At 70.7% G+C, this 11,575-nt stretch carries 8 protein-coding genes; 4 read left to right on the top strand and 4 right to left on the bottom strand.

What is annotated here, in order from left to right; genetic code table 11:
* Positions 1-77: 77 nt before the first annotated feature.
* The gene (locus ACFRKB_RS25870) at positions 78-560 is read left to right on the top strand and encodes a hypothetical protein (RefSeq protein WP_383108811.1); all 483 of its coding nucleotides are present in this window, start codon (positions 78-80) and stop codon (positions 558-560) included.
* Between the two features lie 121 nt (positions 561-681).
* Here ACFRKB_RS25870 and ACFRKB_RS25865 read toward each other — a convergent pair whose 3' ends face one another.
* Genes ACFRKB_RS25865 through ACFRKB_RS25855 form a run of 3 tightly spaced genes read right to left on the bottom strand, consistent with a single transcriptional unit; the run spans position 682 to position 5,580 of the window.
* Positions 682-2,913: an RICIN domain-containing protein gene (locus ACFRKB_RS25865; protein WP_383108810.1), complete on the bottom strand. Its 2,232-nt coding sequence runs from the start codon at positions 2,911-2,913 to the stop codon at positions 682-684.
* Positions 2,914-2,929: 16 nt separating this feature from the next.
* Positions 2,930-4,324, bottom strand: coding sequence for a ricin-type beta-trefoil lectin domain protein (locus ACFRKB_RS25860; RefSeq protein ID WP_383108808.1), 1,395 nt, complete (start codon positions 4,322-4,324; stop codon positions 2,930-2,932).
* The gene (locus tag ACFRKB_RS25855) at positions 4,321-5,580 is read right to left on the bottom strand and encodes a ricin-type beta-trefoil lectin domain protein (RefSeq protein WP_383108868.1); all 1,260 of its coding nucleotides are present in this window, start codon (positions 5,578-5,580) and stop codon (positions 4,321-4,323) included. The genes ACFRKB_RS25860 and ACFRKB_RS25855 overlap by 4 nt, the downstream gene beginning before the upstream one ends.
* A gap of 398 nt (positions 5,581-5,978) precedes the next feature.
* On the opposite strand from ACFRKB_RS25855, the gene ACFRKB_RS25850 reads away from it, so the two are divergent.
* Together ACFRKB_RS25850 and ACFRKB_RS25845 are read left to right on the top strand one after the other, a co-directional pair.
* Positions 5,979-6,803, top strand: a complete 825-nt coding sequence (locus tag ACFRKB_RS25850; RefSeq protein WP_383108807.1) for an endonuclease I family protein — start codon at positions 5,979-5,981, stop codon at positions 6,801-6,803.
* A 315-nt stretch (positions 6,804-7,118) separates the two neighbouring features.
* On the top strand, positions 7,119-8,528 hold the full coding sequence (locus ACFRKB_RS25845; protein ID WP_383108806.1) for a PP2C family protein-serine/threonine phosphatase: 1,410 nt from the start codon (positions 7,119-7,121) through the stop codon (positions 8,526-8,528).
* A gap of 33 nt (positions 8,529-8,561) precedes the next feature.
* Here ACFRKB_RS25845 and ACFRKB_RS25840 read toward each other — a convergent pair whose 3' ends face one another.
* The gene (locus ACFRKB_RS25840; protein ID WP_383108804.1) at positions 8,562-10,055 is read right to left on the bottom strand and encodes a DNA-binding protein NsdB; all 1,494 of its coding nucleotides are present in this window, start codon (positions 10,053-10,055) and stop codon (positions 8,562-8,564) included.
* Positions 10,056-10,286: 231 nt separating this feature from the next.
* On the opposite strand from ACFRKB_RS25840, the gene ACFRKB_RS25835 reads away from it, so the two are divergent.
* Positions 10,287-11,417 carry an aminoglycoside phosphotransferase family protein gene (locus ACFRKB_RS25835; protein WP_383108803.1) on the top strand — a complete coding sequence of 377 codons (1,131 nt, stop codon included), beginning with the start codon at positions 10,287-10,289 and terminating at the stop codon, positions 11,415-11,417.
* Positions 11,418-11,575 lie beyond the last annotated feature (158 nt).

The raw sequence follows: 11,575 nt of genomic DNA, 5'->3' as shown, positions 1-11,575 counted from the left end.
CGGGCACATGATGGGTCCGGGCAGGGGTCCGGGCAGGGTCCGGTCGGGGAACAGCGCGGAAGGGGACGGCGGCGGGGATGGCGAGCGGAGACGAGGGGACGGAGCGGCCCGGCGGCTTCGAGGCGGCCACGGGCGACGGCCCGGTGTGCGGTACGACGCCCCAGGCGCGGGCGGCCGAAGTCCGGGTCGCGTTCGAGGGGTTGCTCCAGATCAGACGGCTGACGAACGCCGGGGCCGGTGATCCGGCGGCGGTTCCCGCGCAGTGGGAGCGGCGGCGGCCGGTGCGCGCCGTCGCGCTCGCGCTGGAGGCCGCCGGTCTGCCGGCGTCCGCGGTGGACGACGCGGGGCAGCGCGTCGCGACGGGGTACCGCGTACAGGCGGCCGAGCCGCCCGCCGCCGTACGGGTGGAGTGGCTCGGCCCGCACGGCGGCGGGGCCGCCCAGGACGAGGAGCGGGCCCTGACCGAGTGCGCCGCCGTACTGACGCGCCTGGGGTGGGAGGCCCTGCTCTACCGGGGGCCGCGACGACGGCGCTTCCTGGAGGTCGAACCGCTCGCCTGAGCCGTCCGCTGTCGCCGTGGCCGCGCGGCGGACGGAGAAGGAACGGGAACACCCCGGGCACCGTCATGTCGCGCCGGTGCCCGGGGTGTTCCTTCTCGTCGGTCCGTCCGAAGGGCGGTGCCTAGGGATAGCTGACGAGATTGGCCACATTGGTGGACGAGTTCGAGGGGCCTCCCCGGTCGTTGATGACATGCCGGATGGTGCCCGTACCGCCCAGCGACACCGTCACCATGTTGCGGAAGCGGACATTGGCGTTGGTGGGCACTTCGAACGCGTGCTCCGCGGTCACGCTGTTGTTGACGTTGAAGAAGCAGTAGCTGCCGAGCCCGTACGCCTGATGGCTGGTCACCGAGTCGGCCACCTTGTAGGCGGCGTAGCCCTGTGTCGCGCCGTTCATCCAGGCCGCCTGGTTGGGCGGGTCGTACGGCATCTCGTTCTGGTAGAAGTACGTTCTGCCGCCGTTGCCGTTCCAGATCGTCTGATGCTTCTGGTAGTGCTCGACGAACAGGCCGTACATCGTGACATCGGCGCCGTTCACGATCAGACCGGTGTCCGCCGTGTTGGTGTTCCAGCCGACCCCGCTGCCGTGATCCGCGCGCCAGATCCACATATGGTCGCCGATCACATCGCGGCTGTTGACGACCAGACTGGTGGTCGCCTTGCCGACACCCGCGCCGCCGATGCGGAAGAACACATCGTGCAGCGAGGTGGGGTTGGCGGCGTGGCTCGCGTTGGAGCCGTCGGCGCCCACCTCCATCAGCCGCTGGGAGTTGACCGGGCCCGCGTCGATGAGCAGCCCCGCCACCTTGACGCCGTCCACATCGGCCACCGACACCGCGGTGATGCCGTTGTCCGGAATGAGGGTGGCGAGACCGAGCCCGAGGACGACCGTGTCGGGGCGGGTGATCCGCAGCGTCTGGTTGAGGTGGTAGACGCCGGGGGTGACGAGCAGGTTCTTGCCCGCCGCCAGCGCGGCGTTCATGTCCGCGGCCGTCGCGCCCGGCTTCGCGATGTAGAACTGGTCCAGCGGGAGCGACGTACCCGCCGGAGCACCGCCCGACCAGGTCGTGCCCTTCGAGTTGGCGCGCAGCGCGGGCACGAACACCTTGTAGGCGCCGGCCGCGTCGACGTACAGGAACGGCTTCTCCCGCACCTGCGGGGTCTGGTCGACCGTGGTATAGGGCGGGTTGGGGAAGCTGTTCGCGGGCGCGTTCTGGGCGCCGACGAACACCATGTTCCAGTTGGACCCGGTCCAGCTGCCCCATTCGGTGTTACGGGACAGCCACTGCTGCTGCGTACCGGACCTGACCTGGCCGTCCACCTTCGAGTCGGCCATGAATCCGCCGCTGGCCCAGCCGCCGTCGTCCAGCGCGAGATTGCCGCGGACATGCATCCGGCGGTACGGGGCGGCCTGCGAGACGGCCCAGCGGTCGGTGCCGGTGGTGGGGGTGACGGACAGGTTCTCGGCGCTGCGCCAGAAGTTGTGGGTGGCGTTCTGCGGCGGGAACCAGTCGGCCTCGACATGGACGGCGCCACGGATATTGACGTCGTCCGGCGAGAGCCCCAGGCCGGCCACCTGCGTGTAGAAGCCGACGTTCACATCGGCGTCGTACGTGCCCGGCTTGAACAGGAAGGCCGCGCGCTGGGCCCCGAACTGATTGGTCTCCTGCTGCTGGAAGGTCGCGTTCACCCGGTTCTGGATCGAGGAGGCCGGCATCGACGGATCGAAGACGACGACGTTCGGACCGAGATCCGGGGTGCCGGGGGGCGCCGGCGGATCGGCGGCCTGGACCCGGAAGGACTGGGCCGCGGAGCCGTTGCAGGTGTACTGCTGGAGCTGGACGCTGTCGGCGGTCGAGGCGCCCGGTACGTCGAGGCACTTGCCGCTGTGGCGGTTGACGAAGTGGTAGGCGCCGTCGGCCTCCGCCACCGGCAGCCACTGCTGGTTGTTGCCTCCGCCGTACGTCCAGAGCTGGATCGTGGCGGCGTCGGCGGCCGAGACGTCGGTGACGTCCCAGACCTGGCTGTCGGCGTTGCGGTTGCCCGCCCTGACGTAGCCGGCGCCGGTCTCCGTGAGGGACCAGTTCTGCGCGAGGCTGCCGTTGCAGGCGTACTGCTGGACGACGGTGCCGTTGCCGGTCGCCGCGGCGCGGGCGTCCACGCACTTGCCGTTGCCCTTGTTGCTGATCGTGGTCCAGCCGGTGGGCAGGGCCGCCGCCGCGGTGGTGCCCGCGGCGGCCTCCTGCTGGGGCAGACCGATCAGGGAGGCGCACAGGGCCACCACGGTCAGCAGCAGGGTGAGCGGGAAGAGCCGGCGGCGGGGCTGCCCGCCGCCGTGCGGGTGTCGGTTCATCAGGCTCCTCGCCCGGTCAGCCGGCGTACTGGGCGAAGACGCGGGTGAAGTCCCACGCCTGCTGGCCGATGCCGGAGCAGGTGTCGGCTCCGCCGCCGGTGCAGGGCCGGTCGCGGTTGACCGACCAGAAGGTCAGCCGGGCCAGATGGTGCTGCTGCGCGTAGGCGAGGATGGTGCGGAAGTCCGCGACGGTCACCGTCTCGTTGTTGTCGGTGATGCCGTTCATCGACGAGATGCCGATGCTGCGGTACGTCTGGTCGTCGCTGTACCCGTACGCGTTCTTGACCGCGTTCTTGAGGCCCTCGGCGGCGCGGGTGGTGAGCGTGCCCATGTTCTGGCCGGCGCCGCCGAAGTTGAACGGCATGATCGTCCAGCTGTCGACGGTGAGTCCGGCGGCGGCCGCGCGGTTGATCAGACTGGTGTCAGGACCGTTCTGGCCGGTGCCGAAGGTGACATAGACCTTGATGCCGGGGTTGTTGGCCTTGATGGTCTTGAGCGCGTCGACGGTGCGCTGCTGCACGGTGGGGCTGTCGTACGCGGCCGCCTCGATGTCGATGTCGATCGCCTTGAGGCCGTACGCGTTGATGACCTTCTGGTAGGCCGCGGCCAGCTCACCCGCGCTGGAGCAGGAGCTCTCCAGCTTGTTGCCGCTCCAGCCGCCGAAGGACGGGATGACATCGCCGCCCGCGCCGCGCACGGTGTTGATGGTCTGCTGGTCCACTCCGCCGGTGAGCGGCCGTCCGCCGTCCCACTGGGGGTTGCAGTAGCCGTTGCTGAGCACGAACGCCAGGGTGAACCACTTCACGCCGGTCGCGTTCATGACGGTGGTCGGGTTCGGCGGGCTGCCCCAGCCGTTGTAGAGGTACGGCGCGACCGCCATGGGGGCGCCGGGGGCGGGGTTGCCGCCGCCCGAGGGCGCGGTCCACTTCTGGTTGGCCGCTCCCGTGCAGGTCCAGATCTGCAGCCGGGTGCCGTTGGCGGAGCTGTTGCCGGTCGCGTCCATGCACTTGTCGGCCTGGGTGTTGACGATGTCGCGGGCCGCCGAGACGGTCCACTTCTGGTTGGCGGCTCCGGTGCAGTCCCACAGCTGGAGCTGTGCGCCGTTCGTGGTGCTGTTGTCCTTGACATCGAGGCACTTGCCGAGGGCCCTGATCGAGCCGTCGGAGGCGACGTCCCACTGCTGGGCCGCCGTCCCGTTGCAGTCGTAGAGCTGTACGGCCGCGCCGTTGGCGGAGCTGCCGGCCGCGACGTCCACGCACTTGCCGCCCAGGCCCGTGATCGTGCCGACGGCGGCGACCGCCGCGGTGGCGGGGGTGGGCGCGGTGAGGAGCGACGCGCCGATCACGAGAGGCAGCGCGGCCAGCGGGGCGAGGGATCTGAGGGGCTTGCGGAGGGTGCGTACCGTCGTCATCCGCGGTTCACCGTCCACTTCTGGTTCGCGGCGCCCGTGCAGGTCCAGATCTGCAGCCGGGTCCCGTTGGCGGAGCTGTTGCCGGTCGCGTCCATGCACTTGTCGGCCTGGATGTTCACGATGTCTCTGGCGTCCGGGACGGCCCAGCGCTGATTGGCGCCGCCGCTGCAGTCCCACAGCTGGAGCTGCGCGCCGTCCGCCGTGCTGTTGTCCTTCACGTCCAGGCACTTGCCGAGCGCGCGCAGCGAGCCGTCGGAGGCGACGGTCCACTGCTGGGCGGCCGAGCCGTTGCAGTCGTAGAGCTGTACGGGCGTGCCGTTGGCGGGGTTGGCGCCCGCCACGTCCACGCACTTGCCGCCGATTCCGGTGATCGTGCCCGCGGTGCCGCCGGAACCGCCGTCGTTCGTGCTGACGCGCACGTAGTCGACGACGAGCTGGGACGGGAACGGGGTGCTGCCGTTGGGGTCGCCGGGCCAGTAGCCGCCGACCGCGAGGTTCAGGATGATGAAGAAGGGCTTGTTGAACACCCAGGTACGGCCGCCGAGATCGGCCGGGGTGCGCGTCTGGTAGACGTTGCCGTCGACGCTCCAGGTGATGCGGTTGGGCGACCAGTCGATGGCGAAGGTGTGGAAGGCGTCGGCGAACGCCTGGCCGTTCGGCAGGGTGTAGCCGGCGCCGATGCCGCCCGAGCCGGAGTAGCCGGGGCCGTGCAGGGTGCCGTGGACCGTGCCGGGCTCGAAGCCGACGTTCTCCATGATGTCGATCTCACCGCTGTTGGGCCAGCCGACGTTGCCGATGTCGTTCCCGAGCATCCAGAACGCCGGCCACATGCCCTGGCCGCGCGGGACCTTCATCCGGGCCTCGACGCGTCCGTAGGTCGAGGTGAACTTGCCGGACGTGTTGAGGCGGGCCGAGGTGTACTCGCACCGGCCGTACCAGCACTGGTAGTTGCCGGGGTTGTCCTTGCGCGCGGTGATGACCAGGTTGCCCTGGCCGTCGAGGGCGGCGTTGTTGTTGCCGGCGGTGTAGTACTGCCGCTCGTGGTTGTTGACGTTGTCGCCGGTCTCGATCTGCCACTTGCCGCCGTCGACGGCCGAGCCGGCGGCGCCGTTGAAGTCGTCGGAGAACGTGACCGCCGCCGCCCCGGCCTCGGCGGGCGCCGGCCCGGGCGCGGGCGCCGCGGCGGCGGGGACCGCCGCCGCCAGGCTGGAACAGCAGAGAAGAGCGAGCGCGTAGAGCGCGATCCGGCGTCCCATGGGGATTCGCACAGTCATCACATCACTTCGGGTGGGGGGCATGCGCATGACACCTCAAACGCCCGGGAAGCTTCGGGGAGAGCCAACCCCGGACGCTTATTTCAATACTTGATTTAAGGGAGGGTGCGAGGGGTCGTCAAGAAGCTGGTATGGACCAAAGCTGACCAGATTCATGCCCGCCGTGCATCCATACGGACGCAGACCCCCCGCAACCGGACGACACGGCACCGAACGGTTGGCTGAACTTGACCTGCACATGACCGACACCGGGCGTTCACACGAGAACACATGCCCTGTGGAAGGCTCCCGCTGAACCGTTACTTCACGACCACGCGCCGCACCGCCCCCACCCTGTGGCCGTGCGTCGCGGTGGTCCCGCCGGAGAGGACAGCTCCCCCATGTCCCGTCGTCAACGTCCCACCCGACGCACGCTGTTGGCTCTCTGCGCCGCGACCGCGGTGCTCGCCACCACCGCGGCCGCCGCACCCGCCGCCGCCTCCCAGGAGACCGCGTCGGCCACCACGGCCACCGCCGCGCTCGACGACACGTACTACCAGGGCGCCATCGGCAAGACCGGTCCCGCACTCAAGTCGGCGCTGCACTCGATCATCAAGAACCAGACGAAGATCACCTACGCCCAGGTCTGGACGGCGCTCCAGGCCACGGACCAGGATCCCGCGAACTCGTCGAACGTGATCGAGCTGTACACCGGCCGGTCCATCTCCAAGTCGAACAACGGCGGCAACTCGGGCCAGTGGAACCGCGAACACGTCTGGGCCAAGTCCCACGGCAACTTCGGCGAGGCGACCGGCCCCGGCACCGATGTCCACCATCTGCGCCCGGAGGACGTGAGCGTCAACTCCATACGCGGGAACAAGGACTTCGACAACGGCGGCAGCGCGGTCTCCGGCGCGCCCGGCAACTACACGGACTCCGACTCCTTCGAGCCGCGCGACGCGGTGAAGGGCGATGTCGCCCGGATGATCCTGTACATGGCCGTACGGTACGAGGGCGACGACTCCTGGCCCGACCTCGAACCCAACGAGCGGGTCAACAACGGATCGAGCCCCGCGATGGGGAAGCTGTCCGTACTCAAGCAGTGGAACGACGAGGACCCGCCGGACGCCTTCGAGCGGCGCCGCAACCAGGTCATCTACGACCAGATCCAGCACAACCGCAACCCGTTCATCGACCACCCGGAATGGGTCGAGGCCATCTGGTGATCGTGCGGGCCGTCCGGTGATCACGGCGCGGCCTGCCCGCGCCTGAGCGCCCGCGGTGCCAGACTGTGCCGCGTTAACTCCAAGCGCCCCCAGCGGGGAATGCTGGCCGAGCCCCCGGGACACGCTTCGCCCGGGGGCTTCGGCTTGCCCCGTCCACCCGGGGGACGCATGAATGCGGGACGCACAGCCTGCGGCATATGCCAAAGGCACCATCGACCCGAGTGTTGCCAAACGCCTTACGGGCCCGGTGCGGCTGTGCGACAGTCGTAGCGGTCCCCCCACCGACAGGCCGAGCCACCCGTATCGGAGTACGAGATGCCGTCCCCTCTGTTCGCGGACCGCCCCGTTCCGCAGCCGGCCGAGCCGGGGACGATGGACGCGCTCATCACCCGGACCCGCCGGCTGCGCGGCGACGTGGACGCCGTACGCCGGGACACCGAGGCCGACGACGACAACACGCTCTGGCGCTGGCAGCGCGCGCTGTGCGACCTGGCGGTACGTCAACTCGACCATCTGGGCTCGCACTTGGATCAGCTCAGGGCGGGCAGGCCGGATGCCGGGGGGACGCCCGCCCTCGTGCGGGACGCCCCGGGCCAGGACTCCGGCCAGGACGTACCCGGGCCGCGCGTCGGCCGCGTGGGCAGCGGGGAGTGGAACCTCCTGACCGACGAGGTCAGCTGGTCGGACGAACTGTTCCAGATCCTCGGGCGCGACCCGGAGAGCGGACCGCTGACACTCGACGAACTGCCGTCCCTGGTATTCCCCGACGACCAGGCACTGCTCACCGCGATGGTGACCGGCTGTCTGATCGACGGAAAGCCCATCGACGGCGAGTTCCGGATCGTCAGGCCCGACGGCCGGGTCCGTACGCTGCACATGATGGGCGAGCCCGTCCTCGACACCGACGGCTGCACCGCCTCCATGTGGGCGGTACTGCGCGACACCAGCGCGCTGCGCCACGGCGAGCAGACCGTACGCGACTCCCGTGACTCCCTCCGGCGCGAGCACCATCGCGCGCAGACCGAACACCGGCTGATGGCCGAGTTGCACGAGGCCGTGCTCCCCGCGTGGCACGGCTCCTCGTGCCTGCCGAGGGGCGGGCCCGACGCGCTGGACCTGGCCGCCCGCCGGCTCCCCGACGCGGCACACCCGGCGACCGGTGGTCACTGGTTCGACGTGCTCGAACTTCCTTGCGGGGAAACGCTGTTGACCATCGGCGAGCTGCCCGGCCGCGGTGTCGCCGGGGCCTCCTCGATGGCGATGCTGCTGGGGGCGCTGCGCGGCATGGCCGTGGCGGGCATCGCGCCCGGAGCGCTGCTCGGCCATCTCAACCAGCTGCTGGAGACCTCGGAGCGGCCCGCGCTGGGCAGCGCGCTCTGCTCCCGCTACGACCCGGAGTCCCGGACACTCTCGTGGGCGCAGGCGGGCCACCCCGCCCCGCTGCTGTTCCGCGACGGGGCGGGGCACGCGCTGACACCGCCGGACGGCGTACTGCTCGGGGCGACCTCGGGAGCCGCGTACGAGCAGGCCGAAATCCAGCTCCGGCCCGGGGATCTGCTGGTACTGCACACCGACGGCCCGACGCGGGAGCGCCTCATCGGACTGGCGCCCCGGACGGCGGGGATCCGCTCCGCGCGGGAGTGTGCTCAGCTGATCGCCGAGGAGTCCGACAGGGCCGAACGCGCGGACGCCGCCTGTCTGATGGTCGTCAGGATCCCCGGCTGACCGGGAACTCCGGGGCCTCCCGGCCGGGGGCCGCTACACATCCGCCTTCCCCGTCCGTTTCGCCGGCCCCTTCGGCATGGCGATCTTCAGCTCCTCGCGCAGGTCGTCGATCTTCTCGTACCCCGCGTACTGGCCGGTGAGCCGGTACATCTCCCGCAGCCGGTCCCAGGTGCGGTGCGAGGAGGTCTCTCCCATCGACACCAGCGCCAGCCGCGCGTAGCGGTCGGCCTGTTCGGGATCGTCCGCGATGAAGCAGGCGGAGGCCAGCGAGATGTAGTCGAAGATCTTGGACCGCTGACGGCCGTTGCCGCGCAGCTCCAGCGCCCGCTTGGCATGCTGCTGCGCGGTGATCGCCGCCGCGGGCTCATGGTCGGCGAGGGTACGGAAGGCCAGGGCCTCCATGCCGTGGAGATCGGCCTCGTCGAACATCTGCATCCAGCAGGGCGACGGGACGTCCCGCTTGTCGGCGCCGAAGAGTTCCTCCGCCTCACCCAGGGTGCGGCGCATGGCCTGGCCGTGGCCCATGGACGCGTGCGCCCATGCCTCGATGGTGCGCAGCATGGCGCGGGTACGGGGCAGGGCCTCCTCGCCCGAGCCCGAATCCGCGAGCTTCATCAGATCGAGTGCCTCGTCGGGCCTGCCGAGGTGGACCATCTGACGAGCGGCCCTGGACAGGGCCTCGCCCGCGCGGGGCCGGTCGCCGCCCTCGCGCGCCGCGTGGGTGGCGATGACGAAGTACTTCTGGGCCGTGGGTTCGAGACCGATGTCGTGGGACATCCAGCCGGCGAGTACGGCGAGATTGGCGGCGACGCCCCAGAGGCGCCGCTGGAGATGGTCGGGGTGACGGTAGGCGAGCATGCCGCCCACCTCGTTGAGCTGGCCCACCACGGCCTTGCGCTGGAGTCCGCCGCCACGGGCGGCGTCCCAGGCGCGGAAGACCTCGACGGAGCGCTCCAGGGCCTCGATCTCCTGCGACCCGATGGGGGCGGCCTCGTAACGGTCGAACCCGGCGGGTTCGGCGTTCAGGGGACCGTCGATCCGGGGGGCGTCGGCCGAGAGTGCGGGGTCGGAGTGCAGCCAGTCATGCATGGCGCTGGTGAGTGCTGAGCCTGCGGTGAGCGCGGCACCCGCGCCCACCAAGCCGCGACGGTTGAGCATGAGGTCCATTCCCGTGAATTCGGTGAGGACCGCGGCCGTCCGGTCGGGCGCCCAGGGGAGGGCGTCGGGGTTGTCCGCGTTCCCGGCGTCCCGTCGTTTCCCCGCGCGCCCGCTGCGTACGAACCCGAGGTCCTCGATGGTCACGACACGACCGAGCCGCTCGGTGAACAGGGCTACCAGCACTCTCGGCACGGGATCGCGCGGGGTCTCCCCCATGTCGATCCAACGCCTCACCCGCGAGGTGTCGGTGGCCAGTTGGGGGTGGCCCATGGCCGCCGCCTGCCGGTTCACCAGCCGTGCGAGTTCGCCCTTGGACCAGCCGGCCAGGCCGAACAGATCCGACAGACGGGTGTTGGGTTCTCCGCTCACGTCAAGCCCCCAGGTTCTCGGCTGAGTTGACAGTAACCGCCTGTCAGATGCGTGGCGACTATTCGCCAGGGTTCGCCAGGGTTCGCCAGCTCGTGTGCCAGGGGGTCCACGGTGTCAGGTAGGAACGCGCCTTCCCGGCCCGGCAGCCGGACGTACTCCCCAGGGTGCCGCATGGCTGCCGGGCGGGAGGCGCGAGTAATTCGTCGGCACACGAAGGGATCTGTATCGCCCATGTACACAGCATCGTCCTCCGTGTCCGCCCCGCCCCGGTCGCAGCGTACGGTCACCCCCGGCAGCGGGCCGTACCTGGACCCCACGCATGCGGGGCGGCCGCGGCTCAGGGCGGGGACGGTCACCCAACCGCTCAGCGGGAGAATCGACTTGTCCGGCCCCCAGGGCGCCCAGCTGCGCATGGCGATCACGGCGGTGCACCGGGTCTGCCCGGAGTTCAACCCGGTGCAGGTGCTCCGGCGCAGCGGGCGCTCCGTGCTGCTCGTCGGAACCACCGGGCGCGCCAACGCGGTCGCCAAGTGCCTGCTGGACCACTCTCCGGTCTGGACCGAACGGTTCAGGCACGAAATAGCTGCTTATCGCTCCTTCGTCCGGCACCGGCCGCCGGTACGGGTGCCCCGGCTGATCGCCGCGGACCCGGAGAACTGCGCGCTGGTGATCGAGCGGATGCCGGGGCGAGCCGCCGCGCTGACCCGCCATCCGGTGGAGGCGCCGCCCCGCGCCGATCTGCGGGCCGCGCTCGGTGCGATCGTCAGGCTGAACACCTGGCGGCCCCCGGCCGGTCTGTTCGACAAGCCGCTCGACTACGCGTCGCGGATCGCCCGCTACCACGAGCTGGGGCTGTTCACCGACCGGGACCTGGGCGATCTACAGAAGCTGCTGCACGGTCTGGCAGGCGCGAGACAGGGCATGGAGTTCTGTCACGGTGACGCCCTGCTCTCCAACATCCTGCTGTCTCCGGCGGGTCCGGTGCTCGTCGACTGGGAGCACGCGGGCTGGTATCTGCCGGGCTACGATCTGGCGACGCTGTGGGCGGTGCTCGGGGACGCCCCGCTGGCGCGCCGCCGGATCAGTCAGCTCGCGCAGGCCAGTGGACCGGTGGCGCGGGACGCGTTCCTGGTCAATCTGATGCTCGTACTGACCCGGGAGATCCGGATGTACGAGACGGCGGTGCAGCGCGCGCTGCGTGAGGCGCCGTCATCCGGTACGGGCCCGGCCGCCCACCCGTCGCCGTCCGCCCAGCAGAGCGGTCTGACGCCGGCCGAGGAGCAGCGGCTGCTGCTGCGGCGGCTGCACGACGACTGCGCGATGGCCCGGCGGGCCGTACGCGCGGCGGTCGGGACCCGCTGATCCGGCCCTACCGAGCGAGAACGAACAGCGCCGCGCGCCCCCGGCATTCCCACGGGGCGCGCGGCGCGGCCGGGCGTGGGGCCCGGCCCCCTCCGGACCCGTCCGGCGGCGCCAGGCGGATGAGAGGGGCACACCCCGGACCAGCCGCCCGCCCCGAG

It is taken from the genome of Streptomyces scopuliridis (assembly GCF_042790125.1).
In the GTDB taxonomy this organism is placed as follows: domain Bacteria; phylum Actinomycetota; class Actinomycetes; order Streptomycetales; family Streptomycetaceae; genus Streptomyces; species Streptomyces scopuliridis_A.
The sequence above is the reverse complement of the archived record's forward strand: the minus strand, read 5'-3'. Positions and strand labels throughout refer to the sequence as shown.

Coding starts and splice junctions, on each gene's coding strand:
- ACFRKB_RS25850 (WP_383108807.1), top strand. CDS start 5,979: ATGTCCCGTCGTCAACGTCCCACCCGACGCACGCTGTTGGCTCTCTGC.
- ACFRKB_RS25845 (WP_383108806.1), top strand. CDS start 7,119: ATGCCGTCCCCTCTGTTCGCGGACCGCCCCGTTCCGCAGCCGGCCGAG.
- ACFRKB_RS25865 (WP_383108810.1), bottom strand. CDS start 2,913: ATGAACCGACACCCGCACGGCGGCGGGCAGCCCCGCCGCCGGCTCTTC.
- ACFRKB_RS25835 (WP_383108803.1), top strand. CDS start 10,287: ATGTACACAGCATCGTCCTCCGTGTCCGCCCCGCCCCGGTCGCAGCGT.
- ACFRKB_RS25855 (WP_383108868.1), bottom strand. CDS start 5,580: ATGGGACGCCGGATCGCGCTCTACGCGCTCGCTCTTCTCTGCTGTTCC.
- ACFRKB_RS25860 (WP_383108808.1), bottom strand. CDS start 4,324: ATGACGACGGTACGCACCCTCCGCAAGCCCCTCAGATCCCTCGCCCCG.
- ACFRKB_RS25870 (WP_383108811.1), top strand. CDS start 78: ATGGCGAGCGGAGACGAGGGGACGGAGCGGCCCGGCGGCTTCGAGGCG.